The organism is Mesorhizobium sp. M2E.F.Ca.ET.219.01.1.1 (genome assembly GCF_004016445.2).
Lineage (GTDB): Bacteria > Pseudomonadota > Alphaproteobacteria > Rhizobiales > Rhizobiaceae > Mesorhizobium.
Genome location: NZ_SADT02000002.1, coordinates 209,387 through 224,549, shown reverse-complemented (window position 1 = coordinate 224,549; position 15,163 = coordinate 209,387). Strand labels below are relative to the sequence as shown.

Annotated in this window: 15 protein-coding genes; 2 read left to right on the top strand and 13 right to left on the bottom strand. The window is 63.7% G+C overall.

All coding sequences use genetic code 11. From position 1 onward, the window contains the following. Window positions 1–61 precede the first annotated feature (61 nt). The 7 genes from EN862_RS11485 to EN862_RS11455 form a co-directional block, all read right to left on the bottom strand. Window positions 62–790, bottom strand: coding sequence for an aspartate/glutamate racemase family protein (locus tag EN862_RS11485; RefSeq protein WP_127866905.1), 729 nt, complete (start codon window positions 788–790; stop codon window positions 62–64). A gap of 11 nt (window positions 791–801) precedes the next feature. Further along, window positions 802–1,524 (bottom strand): ABC transporter ATP-binding protein, encoded by a 723-nt coding sequence (locus EN862_RS11480; protein ID WP_127866904.1) that lies wholly within the window; start codon window positions 1,522–1,524, stop codon window positions 802–804. Beyond that, a complete protein-coding gene (locus tag EN862_RS11475) occupies window positions 1,521–2,300 on the bottom strand; it encodes an ABC transporter ATP-binding protein (protein ID WP_127866903.1) in 780 nt (259 codons plus the stop codon). The genes EN862_RS11480 and EN862_RS11475 overlap by 4 nt, the downstream gene beginning before the upstream one ends. Window positions 2,301–2,303: 3 nt before the next feature. Continuing rightward, a complete protein-coding gene (locus EN862_RS11470) occupies window positions 2,304–3,284 on the bottom strand; it encodes a branched-chain amino acid ABC transporter permease (protein ID WP_127866902.1) in 981 nt (326 codons plus the stop codon). A gap of 7 nt (window positions 3,285–3,291) precedes the next feature. Then, the gene (locus EN862_RS11465; protein WP_127866901.1) at window positions 3,292–4,158 is read right to left on the bottom strand and encodes a branched-chain amino acid ABC transporter permease; all 867 of its coding nucleotides are present in this window, start codon (window positions 4,156–4,158) and stop codon (window positions 3,292–3,294) included. A gap of 81 nt (window positions 4,159–4,239) precedes the next feature. Then, window positions 4,240–5,442, bottom strand: coding sequence for an ABC transporter substrate-binding protein (locus EN862_RS11460; protein WP_127866900.1), 1,203 nt, complete (start codon window positions 5,440–5,442; stop codon window positions 4,240–4,242). A 256-nt stretch (window positions 5,443–5,698) separates the two neighbouring features. After that, the gene (locus tag EN862_RS11455; RefSeq protein WP_127866899.1) at window positions 5,699–5,989 is read right to left on the bottom strand and encodes a hypothetical protein; all 291 of its coding nucleotides are present in this window, start codon (window positions 5,987–5,989) and stop codon (window positions 5,699–5,701) included. 210 nt (window positions 5,990–6,199) lie between these two features. On the opposite strand from EN862_RS11455, the gene hutH reads away from it, so the two are divergent. After that, window positions 6,200–7,696 carry a histidine ammonia-lyase gene (hutH, locus tag EN862_RS11450; protein ID WP_127866898.1) on the top strand — a complete coding sequence of 499 codons (1,497 nt, stop codon included), beginning with the start codon at window positions 6,200–6,202 and terminating at the stop codon, window positions 7,694–7,696. A 109-nt stretch (window positions 7,697–7,805) separates the two neighbouring features. On the opposite strand, the gene ugpC is transcribed toward hutH, so the two are convergent. The 5 genes from ugpC to EN862_RS11425 form a co-directional block, all read right to left on the bottom strand. Next, window positions 7,806–8,882 (bottom strand): sn-glycerol-3-phosphate ABC transporter ATP-binding protein UgpC, encoded by a 1,077-nt coding sequence (ugpC, locus tag EN862_RS11445; protein WP_127866897.1) that lies wholly within the window; start codon window positions 8,880–8,882, stop codon window positions 7,806–7,808. A gap of 26 nt (window positions 8,883–8,908) precedes the next feature. Next, window positions 8,909–9,664 (bottom strand): ribonuclease activity regulator RraA, encoded by a 756-nt coding sequence (locus tag EN862_RS11440; RefSeq protein WP_127866896.1) that lies wholly within the window; start codon window positions 9,662–9,664, stop codon window positions 8,909–8,911. A gap of 86 nt (window positions 9,665–9,750) precedes the next feature. Then, a complete protein-coding gene (locus EN862_RS11435; RefSeq protein ID WP_127866895.1) occupies window positions 9,751–10,629 on the bottom strand; it encodes a carbohydrate ABC transporter permease in 879 nt (292 codons plus the stop codon). After that, window positions 10,626–11,549, bottom strand: a complete 924-nt coding sequence (locus EN862_RS11430) for a sugar ABC transporter permease (RefSeq protein WP_189401716.1) — start codon at window positions 11,547–11,549, stop codon at window positions 10,626–10,628. Before EN862_RS11430 ends, EN862_RS11435 begins: the two co-directional genes overlap by 4 nt. A 2-nt stretch (window positions 11,550–11,551) precedes the next feature. Next, window positions 11,552–12,832 carry a sugar ABC transporter substrate-binding protein gene (locus EN862_RS11425; RefSeq protein ID WP_127866893.1) on the bottom strand — a complete coding sequence of 427 codons (1,281 nt, stop codon included), beginning with the start codon at window positions 12,830–12,832 and terminating at the stop codon, window positions 11,552–11,554. A gap of 351 nt (window positions 12,833–13,183) precedes the next feature. On the opposite strand from EN862_RS11425, the gene EN862_RS11420 reads away from it, so the two are divergent. After that, a complete protein-coding gene (locus tag EN862_RS11420) occupies window positions 13,184–13,879 on the top strand; it encodes an FCD domain-containing protein (protein ID WP_042638970.1) in 696 nt (231 codons plus the stop codon). A gap of 64 nt (window positions 13,880–13,943) precedes the next feature. Here EN862_RS11420 and EN862_RS11415 read toward each other — a convergent pair whose 3' ends face one another. Then, window positions 13,944–14,930: an aldo/keto reductase gene (locus EN862_RS11415; protein WP_127866892.1), complete on the bottom strand. Its 987-nt coding sequence runs from the start codon at window positions 14,928–14,930 to the stop codon at window positions 13,944–13,946. Window positions 14,931–15,163: the final 233 nt, after the last annotated feature.

Below are 15,163 nucleotides of genomic sequence, written 5' to 3'. Positions count from 1 at the left end.
GTTCAATCTAATATGGCTTGCGCGGTGGTCAATCCCGGGCAGCCTGCCTTACACGACTGTCTCAGTCGGCCGGCGACAGCGGTGCGAACATGCCGGCAAACTGCTTGCCGCGCGGCGCCGCATAGCCGCCGATCTTCGATGTCTTCAAGCCGACCTTTAACAGGCTCTCGGCCAGCGTGACGGCGCAGACGACGCCATCCAGCACCGGGACGCCGTGCTCCTCGGACAGGCTGTGCGCAAGGTCGGCCATTCCGGCGCAGCCGAGCACGATCGCCTCGGCCCTGTCCTCGCTGATGGCGCGCGCGATCTCTTCCGAAATCCGATGTCTTGCATTCGATCCCGGACGTTCGAGCTCGAGCACGGCGACGTCCGACGAGCGCACCTTGGCGCAGCGCGAGGCGAGGCCGTATTTCGCCAGATTGTGCTCGATCGCCGGAACCGAGCGGGCAAGCGTGGTGACGACGCTGAACTTGCCGGCGACGAGGCTGGCCATATGAAAGGCCGCCTCGCCGATGCCGATGACGGGAGCCTCCGTCGCGCAGCGCGCGGCATCGAGGCCGGTATCGTCGAAGCAGGCGATGACATAGGCGTCGGCCTGTGCCTTGCCCATCTCGGCGATGATGCCGGGAATGGCGAAGACCTCGTCGAAATAGCCTTCGATGCTGGGCGGTCCGTCGACCGGATTGACGGCGACGATCTCCGTCGCGCCGGAGGCGACACTTGCCGCCGCCTCGCCGATCTTGGCGGTCATCGAGGCTGTGGTGTTGGGGTTGATGACGAGAATGCGCATTCCATTCAGCCTCAGATCTCGCCGCCCAGATAAAGACGCTTGACCCGGTCGTCGGTCAGCAGTTCGGCGGAGTTGCCGCTGAGCGCGACACTGCCGGTGGTCAGCGCGTAGGCGCGCTGCGAGATGCGCAGCGCCATGCGCGAATTCTGCTCGACCAGCAGCACGCTGACCTTCTCGTCGCGGTTGATGGCGACGATCGAGCGGGCGATGTCCTGGACGAGCTTTGGCGCGACGCCCAGCGATGGCTCATCCAGCAGCAGCAGCTTCGGCTTCGCCATCAGCGCGCGGCCGATGACCAGCATCTGCTGCTCGCCGCCGCTCATCGTGCCGGCGGCCTGCGAGAAGCGCTCCTTGAGCCGGGGAAACCGCCCCAGCACCATCTCCATCGAAGCGGCGATCTCGGCCTTGCTGGTGCGGGTGAAGGCGCCCATCAGGAGGTTGTCCCTGACCGACATGTAGGGGAAGACGCGGCGTCCTTCCGGCACCATGGCGATGCCCATCTTGACGATCTCGTCGGGGGCGGCGCCGTCGATCCGCTTGCCGCCGTAATGGATCTCGCCGGACCTGATCTTGCGCAGGCCGGTGATGGCGCGAAGGATCGACGATTTGCCGGCGCCGTTGGCGCCGATCAGCGCGACGGTCTCGCCCTCGTTGACCTCGAGCGAAACGCCTTTCAGCGCATAGACATGGTCGTAATAGAGCTCGACATTGGCGAAGTTCAGGATCCGGTTCATAGGCCGATCGCCTCGTCTTCGCTGCCGAGATAGGCTTCGATCACCTTGTCGTTGGCCTGGATTTCCGACGGCGTTCCCTCGGCGATCTTCTGCCCGAAATTGAGCACGACGAGCCGGTCGGAGATCTTCATTACGGCCGGCATGTCGTGCTCGACCAGAAGGATGGTCAGGCCGCGCTCGCGCAGGCGCCGCACCATCTCGACCATGCGCATCGTCTCGTCATGGTTCATGCCGGCGAAGGGCTCGTCGAGCAGCAGGATGGAAGGGTTGGTAGCCAGACCGATGGCGATGCCCAGCGCGCGCAAATGGCCATGCGGCAGGTTGCGGGCGATCTCATGGGCGAGCGAGGAGAGGCCGAGCAGCGCCAAGATGTCGTCGGCCGATTGGCCGAAGGCCGCCTCGTCCGCCTTCGCTGTGCCGGTGCCGAGGAAGAAGCCGAAGAGGCTCGCCTTCGAACGCAGATGGTGCGCGATGATGACGTTGTCGCGCACGCTCATGTTCTTGAAGATCGTCGTCTCCTGAAAGGTGCGCACCACGCCCTTGCGCGCCGCGATGTGCGGAGCGAGACCTGAGATGCGTTCGCCCTTCAGCCGCACCTCGCCCGTTGTCGGCCTGAGGAATGACGAGATCAGCTTGAACAAAGTCGACTTGCCGGCGCCGTTCGGCCCGATCACCGACAGGATCTCCTTCTCGCGCACCGAGAAGGACACGTTGTTGACCGCAACCAGACCGCCGAAGCGCTTGGTGATGCCGGAGACCTCGAGCATTTCGGCCATAGCTCAACCCTTCTTCCGGGTCGTTTCGGCAAGGCTGAGCAACCCGTTGGGCAGCACCAGCATCAGGACGATCATCAGGCCGGAATAGATGAGCAACTGGAACTGGCCGGTCTGGAACAGAAGGTCCCAGCCGAAATAGAGCACCAGCGTGCCGAGCATCGGACCGAACACATAGCCGAGGCCGCCGAGGAAGCAGTTCAGCATGAAGTTGACGGAATCGGTGACGGTAAAGCTCGACGGGTAGATCGACTGCGAGATGGCGGCGAAGATGGCGCCGGAAACGCCGCCGAAGAAGGATGAGACGGCATAAGCGATGACGCGCAGATAGGCGATGTTGACGCCGATCGAGGAGGCGAGCTCCTCGTTCTGCTGCAGCGACTGGCAAAGCTTGCCGATGCGCGAATTGACCAGCCGGTACATGATCGCGAAGCAGACCACCATCAGCGTGACCGCCAGCAGATAGAAGGCGAGCCGCGAATTCTGCAGCGTGGCGAAATCGGGGATCAGCGTGATCCCGAAGACCGACAGCGCGCCGGGCAGCGGAATGCTGACGATGCCCTTGGCGCCGTTGGTGATCGGCAAGGCCAGCGCAAGCAGCCGCGCGACCTCGGTCAGCACCAGCGTGACCATGGCGAAATAGACGCCGCGCAGGCGCAGGATCGGCAGGCCGATCAGCACGCTGGCGGCGGCGCAGAACAGTCCTGCGACGGGGAGCGTCGGCCAGAACGACCAGCCATGGTTCATGACCAGGATGGCCGAGACATAGCCGCCCGTCAGCGCATAGGCGCCCTGGCCGATGTTGATGCGGCCGATGTAGAAGGTGAGCCATACACCGGCGCTGGCGATGCTGAGCAGCGCCACCGAGGTCAGCGTGTAATAGAGGTCGAAGCGGCCGCTGGCCGAAATCGCGGCCGGCACGACGACAAAGACGATCGCGAGGAAGGCGACGACCGCGGCGACCCTGGTGTTGCGATTGAAGGTCATGGCACGATCAACCCCACGGCTTGCCCATCAGCCCGTTGGGGCGGATCGACAGGAACACCATCAGGGCGGCGAAGATGACGAGGTAGGTCACGTCGCCATATTCGCGCAGCACGGTGAGGCCGACCGACTCCATCATGCCGAGGATGAAGCCGCCGGCGATCGCGCCGCCGACGACGCCGGCTCCGCCGATCATCACCATCAGGAAGGCCTTGATCGAGATCGGCCCGCCGATACCTGAATTGACGCCGGTGATGGTGACCAGCAGCCCGCCGACGACACCCGCGAGCATGGCGCCCATGGCGAAGCCGATCATCGAATAGCGGTCGACGCGGACGCCCATCAGCTGGGCGGCGACGCGGTCCTGGGCAAGCGCGCGCATGGCGCGGCCGACCCGGCTGTACTGCATGTAGAGGACGAAGGCGGCGATGAAGACGATCGCCAGCGCGCCGACGACGATGCGGTCGTATGGCATAATGATGCCAACGTCGTTGAAGACGCCCTTGACGATCTTGGGAACGCCGCGCTGCTTTTCGCCGAACAGAAGCAGGATGACGGCATCGAAGAAGAAGGCGGTCGCGGCGGCGAGCAGCATGGTGCTTTCCTCGCGATGGCTGCGCCGGATGACGGTGCGGAAGAGGAATTTCTCCATCAGCGCGCCGATGACGGCGAGCGTGACGCCGGAGGCGAGCAGCGCCACCACGAAAGGCAGGCCGAGCTGGCCGTAGACGGTGTAGGTGATGAATCCGCCCAACACATACATCTGGCCGTGGGCGAAATTGAGCACGTTCATCAGGGCGAAGATCAGGGTCAGCCCCAGCGCGATCAGCGCGTATTGGGCACCGAGATACAGTCCGTTGGCGATGACCTGTTCCATGGATACCTTCGATCTTCCGCCGGGTCCGGCCTATCGACCGGACCCCGCGGCAAGCTTGAGGAAATACGCTCGAAGGTAATGCTAGTCGACGGAGCCGACGAACAGGGTCTGGAAAGCGCCGTCCTTGTATTCGTTGACCACCATCGGCACCGAGAGCTGGCGCTTCTGGCCGAACGACGTCGCGCCGACATAGCTCAGCTTCGCGTCGCCCTTCAGGAAGGGATTGGGCGCCGAGAAGCTGTCCATGGTCTTCTTGAATTCCGCTACGTCGTTGATGGCCGCCGGATTGGCCTTCAGCGTGTCGAGGATGTATTCCAGCGCATAGACCTTGGTGTTGGACTCGTCGTTGTATTCGCCGAACATCTTGGTGTAGCGGGTGACGAATTCCTTCATCTCGTCCGATGCGATCTCCGGCGTGGAGGCGCCGCCGACGGAGATGAAGCCGTTGGCATATTCGCCGGCGCCCTCTTCCAGCACCTTGGCGTCCTGCGCGGTTTCCGTCGAGATCAGGCCTTCATAGCCGAGCTCGCGGGCGGCGCGGATGAGCAGCGGCGCGTTGGCGGGTGCTACGCCCGACAGGACGAGCAGGTCGGGCTTCAAGGCAACGATCGGTGTCAGCACCGGGGTGAAGTCGCGCGTGTCGTTCTGGTAGGTGTCGTTCTGGGCGACGACTTCCAGGCCGAGAGCCTTTGCCGCCTCGACACCGGAGTCGCGCTGGCTGAGCGGGTCGGATTCATTCGCCGCAACAAAGGCGATCTTCTTCACGCCCTTGTTTTCCTTGAGATATTTGTAGATCGCTGGGCCGGACTGATAGTTGGCGATCATGCCCAGCACGGCATTGGAAGCCGGCTTCTGATAGAGCGCCTTGGGGAAGGCGTAGGGGAAATAGATGATGCCGTTGGCCTCGGCGACGGGGCGCACCGCGGCGGCGCCGTCATCGACATTCGGGCCGACGACATAGTGGATGCCTTCCTGCGCCATTTTCTCCATGCCGGCGATGGCGCGCTTGGGGTCCTTCTGATCGTCGAAGGTGACGATGTTGATGTTGTAGGTGTCGTTGCCGATCTTGACGCCGCCGGTCTCGTTGAGCCAGGCGGCGCGCGTCTGCATCGAGCGCACGTTCGAGGTGCCCCAGGCGGCGGCCGGGCCACTGGTGACGCCGACAAAGCCGATTTTCAGTTCCTTGTTTTCGGCCTGCGCGGACGCAATGCCGACAGCGGCAATGGCCAGGGTCGAGACGGCGCCGAGCGCCATGGATTTCAGAGTCGAGCGACGGTTGATCATATTGGCAGTTCCCCTTGGTTATCGCGCTTTGTGTTTTGCTCATAGGCTGCGCGGATGGCGTTAAGGGAAACTGCCTAGGGCGGATTGTCAACATCTTTCTTAGGTATTGTATACAATGTTTCGAAGGAATGTGTTCGAACCTCCCTCGGCGCCAGCAGCGACCAACGCAAGCCCTTGCTGACGGCATCAATCGTCCGCGAACGCAGTGAAATGGTCGAAGGCTATCTATCGCAGGGCGAGGCGTGGCGGACGACGGCTACTTCCCGCAATGGTGGTCGTTGATCTTGTTTATCGCATTCGCGTCCGGTCCGACGCCGTCGTAGGAACAGGCGCCCGCGGCGGTTGTGAAAAGCTGCTGGTCGTAATAGCGCGGACCGCCGAACAGCTGGTAGAGGATATCATCACTGGCCGGAACGTAGCGCTCATGCTCGACCGGCGGCTGATGACGATGGTAGCGATGATGATGCCATTCGCCCGCGACCGCCGAGGCGGACATGCTGGCGGCCGTGACCAGCACGAGAGCAGAGAGGGCGAGGTACTTCATCATCGACGGCAACCTTTCGGCAGTTGGATTCGCAGCATATCCAAAATCGCTGGCGGCGCAAAAGTTCCCGTATGGAGCATTTCTCGCGCCGTACAGCCAGCTGAAGAAAGATAACGGCAATCGCGACGGCGGATTTTCGACAATGGCCGGCTCCGATGCCGGATATCCTGCATTCGTTCGGCCACCATTCCCGGAGGCCCAAGGAATAGACCGATGACAGCCAGAGTGATCGTCCTCGACGCCAAGCCGCTCAGCACGGAAGACGTCGCCGAGATCGCGCGGCGCAATGCCCGGCTCGTGCTCGGCGAGGAAGCTATGCGCCGCATCCGCGCAAGCCGCGCCCTGATCGAGCATCTCACCCAGCTCGGCAAGCCGCTTTACGGCGTCACCACCGGACTTGGCGCCTGCGTCGACACGCCGCTCGCCGAGGCCGACCTGATTGCCTTCCAGCACAGCGTTCCGCTCAGCCATTCGATGGGCGCCGGCCCGTCGCTGCCGACCGAGGCGGTGCGGGCGCTGATGGTCGCGCGCATCTGCGGCATGGCGGCGGGCGGCACCGGCACTTCGGAAGGCGTGGTGCTCGGCCTGCTCGCCGCGCTCAACGCCGGCGTCCATCCCGTCATTCCGAGCTGGGGATCGGTGGGCGCCGCGGATCTCGCGCCGCTCGGCCATCTGGCACGGGCGCTTCGCGGCGACGGCGAGAGCGAGTATCAAGGCAGGATCATGCCGTCGGCCGAGGCGCTGAAGCTCGCCGGGCTCGAACCGCTCGACCTGCGCGAAAAGGACGGCCACGCCATCATCGTCGCCAACAGCCTTTCGACCGGAACGGCATGCCTGGCGCTCGAGGAGATCGCGTGCCTGATCGACTGGTCCCTGGCGGCGGTGGCGCTGAACTACGAAGCCTTCCGCGCGTCGCTCAAGGCCATCGATGAGGATGCGCTTGCGGCGCGTCCGGCCTTCGGCCAGCAGGAGATCGGCGCGCGGCTGCGAACGGAGCTTTCAGGCTCCGGGCTGTGGCAGGACAACGCCGCGCGGCGCCTGCAGGATCCGCTCAGCTTCCGCTGCGTGCCGCAGGTGTGGGGTGGCCTGCTCCACGCCTATGAGCAGGCTAGGCTGGCGACGGAGATCGAGCTTGGCCATTCCGGCGACAATCCGGTCATCCTGCCTGAGGCCGAGCGGGTCGTCTCCAACGGCAATTTCGACCTGACGGCCTTCACGCTGACCTGGGAAAATCTCGGCCAGGCGCTGGCGCATTGCGCGGTCGGCACCGCCAACCGCTCGATGAAGCTGATGTCGCCGACCGTTGCGGAGCTGCCGCGCTTCCTGTCGGCCAGGGGCGGCAGCCGCCAGGGATACGCGGAACTGCAGAAGCCGGTCGCGGCACTCGAGGCCGAGATCCGGCACCTCGCCAATCCGATGTCGCTCAGCCCCTTGGCGATCTCGGACGGCGTCGAGGACCAGTCGTCGATGGCGCCGCGCGTGGTAGCCAAGACGGCAGGCATCATCGAGCGATTGCGCTATCTGGTGGCGATGGAATTGATCTTCGCGGCGACGGGCGTGGAGCTGCGTGGCGTGCTGGACTCCATGGGCGAAGGCCCGCGGCGCAGCTATGAAGCCGTGCGGGCGCTCGTCGCCCCGCTCGACGACGATCGCGAGATGAGTGCCGACATGGCGCGCGTCGCGCGCATGGTGGCAGGACCGAGGCTGTAGGGTGCCTGCGAGAGCCCGCTACAGGCGACAGTGGTAGCAGATGCCACCGTCGACGTTGAGCGCCTGGCTGGAGCTGGAGGTTTTCAGCTCCATGGGCGAGCAGTTCCGCCTACCCTCTAACCCGCTCGTCCTGATTTATCCTCTTGCCACTTTGCGCGTCGAACAGGTGGACCTTCGAAACCAGTACCTCCAACCCAACCTCTTGATCGGGCTTGAACGGCTGGTGATCCCGAACTTCGGCCACGAGCTCGACCCCGCTTGTCCTCAATGTCAGCTCCTGAGCCTCCCCTGTCGGCTCCACCACCTGGACGCTTGCCCTCGCATGATCGCCCCCGACGATGATGTGCTGGGGACGGATCCCGTAAATCACCTCTTGTGCGCCGCGGAACTGCAACCCTTTGGGCAGGGGCAGGCGAAGGCCTGAACCGGCTTCGAACGCGCCGTTGTCGACGCGACCTTCGATGAGATTCATTTCCGGGGAACCGATAAAGCCCGCGACGAACAGATTGGCCGGTTTCTCGTAGAGTTCGGACGGGGTGCCGATCTGTTCGATGCGGCCCTTGTTCAGGACCACGATGCGGTCGGCGAGCGTCATCGCCTCGGTCTGGTCATGCGTGACGTAGATGCTGGTGCGACCGAGCCGTTGGTGCAGCTTCTTGATCTCGGCACGCATCTTCACGCGCAGCTTGGCGTCGAGATTGCTGAGCGGCTCGTCGAACAGGAAGGCCGAGGGGGCGCGGACGATCGCGCGGCCCATGGCGACACGCTGGCGCTGGCCGCCGGACAGCTGACGCGGCATGCGGCCGAGCAGGTCCTGCAGACCGAGGATTTCGGCAGCCGCCTTCACCCTGGAGACGATCTCCTCCCGGGGAACCTTGGCCAGCCGAAGCGCGAAGCTCATATTGTCGGCCACGCTCATATGCGGATAGAGCGCGTAGCTCTGGAACACCATGGCTATGTCGCGCGACTTGGCCGGCATCTCGTCGACGACGCGCCCGCCGATGCGGATCTCGCCAGTAGTATGCTCTTCGAGCCCCGCGATGATGCGCAGCAGCGTTGACTTGCCGCAGCCCGACGGGCCGACCAGGACCACGAACTCGCCGCTGGCGATCTCGATGTTGACGCTGCGCAGGACTTCCACCGCGCCGAAGCTCTTGCCGAGCTGTTCTATCTCGATTGCGGACACCTATTCTTCTCCCGTACCGGCGCGGCTCATTTTCCCTGGGCCTGCCGCCATGCGCGGTATTCGGCCTCGCCCTCGGGGCTCAACGGATAATATTTCCGCAGGTCTCCGCCTTGCGCGAGCCGCGAGCGAGAAAATTCCTCCCACTCGACATGCGCGCCGGCGAGCTCGACCAGGCTGGGGGCAAGGGCGACCGGCACGACGACCACACCATCGTCGTCGGCGACGATGATGTCGCCGGGGATGACCAGCACGTTCGAGCAGGCGATGGGAACGTTGACGGCGAAGGGGACGATGTTGGTCTGGGCGTGGAAATTCGGCGTGACGCCCCTCACCCAGATGCCGATATCGAGCGCCGCCGCCTGAGCGGAATCGCGAATGCAGCCGTCGACGACGACGCCGGCGCCGCCCCGCCCGGCGAAATAGGTCAGCATCATCTCGCCGAAGATGCCGCTGCCCATATCGCCGCGGGCATCGACCACCACCATGTCGCCCGGCTTGGTGGGATAAAGGACGTGCCGGTGCAGTTGCCGCTCCGGCTCCTCATACTCCGTCTCGTTGTACAGATCCTCGCGCTTCGGCATGCATTGGAGCGTGAGCGCCGGCCCTGCTGCCGTGCTGCCAGAACGCAATGGGCGAGGCCCACGGATCTGCGGATCGCGAATGCCCATCTTGTGATAAAGCTCGCTGGCCAGTGTCGCCGAACCGATCGCCGCCAGCGCGTCGACCAGTTCTCGTGGCGGCCGGGAAATGTCCTCTATCGCCGGTATCTGGTCAGCTTCCATTCCGTTTCCTCCAATGCGCGGCGAGGTGCCAACCTCGCCAATCGTCACTCAGTTGCGTTCAACCGTCGTCGAAGCCCATCCGCCCTTCAGCCGCGAACGGCCCCGGTGGTCAGGCCTTTGACCAGCAGCCCCTGGGCGAACCAGACGAACACCAAAGTCGGGATGACCATGAGCACGCCCGCGGCCGACATGGCGCCCCAGTCGATGCCGTACTGCGAGACGAAATTGGTGAGGCCGACGGGCAGCGTCTGCGCGGCCTTGCTCGAGGTCAGGGTCAAGGCGAGCAAGAGGTCGTTCCAGGTGAAGAGGAAGGTGATCACGGCGCTGGCGCCGATGCCGGGCGCAATCAGCGGCGCCACGATCTGGACCAGCGTACGCACGGTGCCGGCGCCATCCGACTGGGCCGCCTCCTCGATCTCTTTCGGCACATCCTGGATGAAGCCCAGAAGCAGCCAGATGGCGACCGGCAGCTTGGCTGCGGTATGGCTGAGGATCAGCGCCCAGACGGTGTCGAGCAGGCCCAAAGCGGCGAACACCGCGAAGAGCGGAATCGCCAGCGCGATGACCGGGATCATGCGCATGATCAAAAGCAGCCCGAAGATCAGCATGGCGCCCGGTATCCTGAAGCGCGACAGCGCATAGGCGCAGGGTATGGCCAGCAGATGGACAAGGATGACTGTCGCCACCGAGACGATGACGGTGTTCCAGACATAGCCCATGGTGTCGTACTGGGCGAAGACCGCGACATACTGCGTCAGCGTCGCGGTCTCGGGGATGATATGCACCGGAACCGAGAAGATGTCGGCCGAGCTGCGGATCGAGGTCAGGAACAGCCAAACCAGTGGGAAGACGGTGAGCGCGACGGTCACGACCAGCGCCAAATACTGACTGGCGATCCCCGCCGTGAGCCGGCGGCGCCGGCGCTTTGGCATGGGACGTGCGCCGACAATGACGGCCTCGGTCATATCGCCCTCCGTTTCGCAACGAGCCACGGCACCCCGTAGAGCAGGCCGAGCACGAACAGCGACATGCCCAGCGCGATGTAGGAGACCGCCGCCGCGTGTCCGAAATCCACCGCCTGAAACGCCAGCAGATAGGAATAGACCGTGAGCAGGTTGGTGGCACCGCCCGGGCCGCCTTGCGTCATCAGCCAGACGACGTCGAAGGTGCGGAACGTGTCGATGATGCGCAGCATCAGCGCGATCATGATGACCGGACGCATCAACGGCAGCACAATATGCCAGAAGCGCTGCCATGGCGTGGCGCCGTCCACGGTAGCCGCCTCGAGCGGCTCCTGCGGCAAGGATTGCAGGCCGGCAAGGAACAGGAGCACCATCAGCGGCGTGTTCTGCCAGACATCGGCGATAATCACCGAGACGAGCGCCCAGGCCGGATGGTTGAGCCAGGGAATGTCGGGCAGGTTGAACATGCGCAGCAGCGCGTCGACCAACCCGTACTGTGTGTTGAACAGCCAGCGGAAGTTCAGCCCGACGACGGCGGGCGCGATCATCGGCGGGACCAGGAGCAAGGTGCGCGCAAGGCGCATGCCGCGCAGTTTGCCGTTGACGAGCAGCGCGATCGCCATGCCGGCCACAACTTCGATCGTGATGGAAACGACGCTGAAAATGGTCTGGTTTCGCAGCGCCTGGTTGAACTGGCGGCCGAAGAGCTCGTCGGTGTAGTTTCCCGTCCCGATGAATGGCGCCGAGCCGCTCAGGTCCCAGCGGAAGAAGCTCATGATGAAGGAGTAGCCGAGCGGATAGATGAGGATGGCCAGCATGACTAGAAGCGCCGGGCTCGCCAGCAGGTATCCTCTCTGCCAGGTGTAGGGCAGCGGCGAACGCCGCCGGCGCCCCAACACCGGAGCCTGCGCAGCGGGCGCCATGCTCAGTCGTAAGCTCCGGCCCGGCGCATGATGTCCTCCGCCTCGGTCGCCGCCTGATTGAGTGAGTCGGCGGGTGAAGCCTGGTCGGACAGGGCTTGCTCGATGGCCGAGAACATCAAGGTGCAGACCTTCGAGAAGCCGGCAAGCTTCGGCCATTCCTTGCCGTTGGCGATCGTCGTCTCCAGCTGCTGCAGCCAAGCCGCCTGCGGGCCCTTCGCCGCGGCGATCACTTCCTTGGCCAGGCTCTGGCTGCTCGGAAAGTTGGTGAACTGGTCGAACTGCAGCCGCTGGGCGTCGGTACTGACCGTGTATTTGATAAACTCGACGGCGGCTTCCTTGCGTCCGGACTGGCCGTTCAGCGCCATGGCATGGGAGATGGCGCATGAGATCGCCGCTTTGTCCCGCACATAGGGCGCTGTCGACCATTTGCCGACGACGCGCGAGGTTTCCGGATTGGACAGGGTGGCGAAGGCGCCCGGCCAATCGAAAGTGGCATAGACCGTGCCGGACGAGAATTCGGTCGAGTTCTCGTTCCACTGATAGCCAACTGCGTCGGGCGGCACGATTTTGTGCTTCTGGATCAGATCGCGATAGAAGGTGAGCGCCTTGATGCCGGCTTCGGAATTGAAGGCCGGCTTGTTGGCCTGGTCGACCCAGTCGCCGCCAGCCTGCCAAAGCAGGTCGCTGAAGGTGCGCTGGGCAGGATCGCCCTGCCCCGGCACGACAAGGCCATAGTGACCGTTGCCGGTGAGTTTCAGGCCGACATCGACCAGTTCTTCCCAGGTCTCGGCCGGCTTCAGGCCTTTTTCCTGGTAGATGTCGCTGCGATAATACTGAACGCGCGCATCCATGTTGCGCGGAATCGCCGCCAGATTTCCGGTCTTGGGATCGCGCAAATATTTGACCGCGACGGGATAGAAGTCCGCCAGTTCGGAGTCGCTGAAATAGCTGTTCAGCGGCGCGAAATGGTTGAAGTAGGAATCGATCTGCGCCGTGTGGGTGCTGTAGACGTCGTACTGACTCGACCGCGCCGCGCTCAGCGTGACCACTTTCGCCGTCAAGGGCGTGAATTCCAGGAGGTCGTAGCGAACCTTGATGCCGGTCTTGGCGGTGAAATCCTGAACGATCTTCTCCCAATATTTGGGATAGAGCGGGCCGCCGGTGATCAGCAAGGCGGTGATCTCTTGGGCGTCCGCCCTGGCAACCCACGGCGCGGCAAGCGAGCCGGCCGTCACCGCTGCGCTCGCGGCCAGGAATTTGCGTCTCGATAAACTTCCGGACATCACAATCTCCTCCTGGTTTGACTGGTCGGTCCATCCAGAGACGGCCGACGACTTTCAGCCTCGGCAGTCCACCGGCGTGCTCCTCCCGCCGCGAGACTGCCTGGATTGGTTCCCGGACGACGCTTGCGAGCCTCCGGGCGATCGGGCACTTGCGCTCCAACACGCCTCGCTCGGTTGCGAGGGCGTATCGATCGTGATCTCGGACGGCGGCAACGGGGCACGGCGGCTGGACACCGCTCGATCCTCCCTTCCCGCACGCCGTGTTATAGGCTAGTGAGCGTTTTTATGAGATAAGTTGACTGCATATCTAGCTATCAGCCTATAAGCTTATCAGACAAGTGGATGTTAATGATGGATACGGTTGAGGTCAAGCTTCAAACTTTGCCCAAGCAGGTGGCGGGTGTGCTGGCGCGTCGCATCGCCGGCAGCGGTGTCGCCGGCGCCCAGGGGCCGTCGGAGCAGCAGATCCTTCAGGAATTCGGGGTCTCGCGCGCGGTCGCGCGAGAGGCGCTGAAGATCCTGGCGTCGCTGGATATGATCGAGATCGCACAGGGACGGCGCGTGGTGCTGCGCCCAGCCGAGGAGTGGGACTATCTCAGCCCATTGCTCATCGACTGGCTGCCGCACGAACAGATGCGCGAGATCCTGGCCGAAGCGCACGCGACGCGGATCATTATCGAACCGGCCATCGCCGCCATCGCGGCCAAGCACATGACCAAGGAAAATCTCGAGCGCCTTGGCACGTTGCTGGCGGCGATGTCGGCCAGCGAGGACAATCCGGACGCCTATCTGAAGCTCGACCTGGATTTCCACATGGAGATTTGCCGGGCGGCGCAGAACAGGATCCTCGACCGTTTCATGTATTCGTCCCGGTGGTGGCAGATGGCGAGCAGGCGCATCAGCAACCAGATGCCTCATGCGCTTCCCTCCGCGACCGAAATGCACAGGGCGATCTACGAGGCGCTCGTGGCGCGCGACGAAAAGCGAGCCGAGGAAGCGATGCGCCGGCACCTCAAGAAAACCACCGCGGTTGGCCTGCCTCGCTGAAGGAGCGGCGCAGCCAGCATTCGCGCTGGCCGCGCCGCTGCGTGCCGGGAGGACACGGCTTGAGCTAGGCTCTTTTCGCTTGTTGTTCCTGGCGTTGGCGTGCGCGGAAACCGAACATGTCGCCCTTGTCCTGGATTTCCGCCCAGACCGGCGCGGTGATCCTGTCGATGGCGGCGATGTCCGCGTCCGAAATCGTCCAGCCGGCGCTTTGGACGTTTTCCTCCAGCTCCTTGACGGTGCGGGCGCCGACCAGCGGCGAGCTGACGCCTGGCCTGCTGGTGAGCCACTGTATCGCAAGCTGGGGAACCGTCTTGCCGTAGCGCGCCGCGATCGGCTTGAGGCGGTCGACGGCGCTTACCGCCCGCTCATAGGTGCCCGGCTGGAACAGCACCGTTGTGCGCCGCTCATCGCCCTCGACGAATTTGGTGTCCGGTGACAGCGTGCCGGTGAGCAGTCCCTGTGCCAGGCCGCTATAGGGCATGACGCCGATATTGTGCTTGCGGCAATAGGGCAGCGTCTCGGCCTCAACCTCGCGCCATAGCATGTTGTAGGGCGGCTGCAGCACGTCGATCACGCCATGCTGACGGGCGCTGTCCATGTCGGCGATGCTGAAATTCGAGACGCCGACGGCCTTGATGCGCCCTGATGAGCGCAGCCGCTCCATCATCTCCATGGTCGGGCCGATCGGAAAATCCGAGTTCGGCCAGTGGACGAAATAGACGTCGACATGGTCCGTCTGCATGCGCTTCAGCGAACCATCGAGCGCCGCCTCGATCGCGGCCGGTTCGAGATGATTGGGCGCGACCTTGGTCGCGATGACGGCCTTGTCGCGGCGGCCGGCCAGCGCCTGACCGACAACCTCCTCGGCATGGCCGTGTCCATAGGCCTCGGCGGTGTCGATCAGCGTGATGCCGAGCTCGAGCGCGCGTCTGACCACCCGGATCGACTCCTCGTCGTCGGCCGCCCCCCAAAACGCGCCCGACATCCCCCAAGTCCCGAGGCCGATTTCCGATACCTTCACCGGCGACGATCCGAGCTGTCGCTGTTGCATCCTGTTCCTCCCGATTGACGACACGCATGAGCCATAGCTCTGCGGTCACCCAATTTATACGCTTATATACTCGTCTAACAAGTGCGTTCTTCGAGATTTGCGATACCTGATCGGCGACTCGGAATTTCTCAAACAAAACAAGGATCGGCGATCCATTGAGCGTCCATCCCATGCAAAATCCACCTAAAGGGGTTTACGGCACATTATTCAATCTTGTATGCTTATTAGACAAG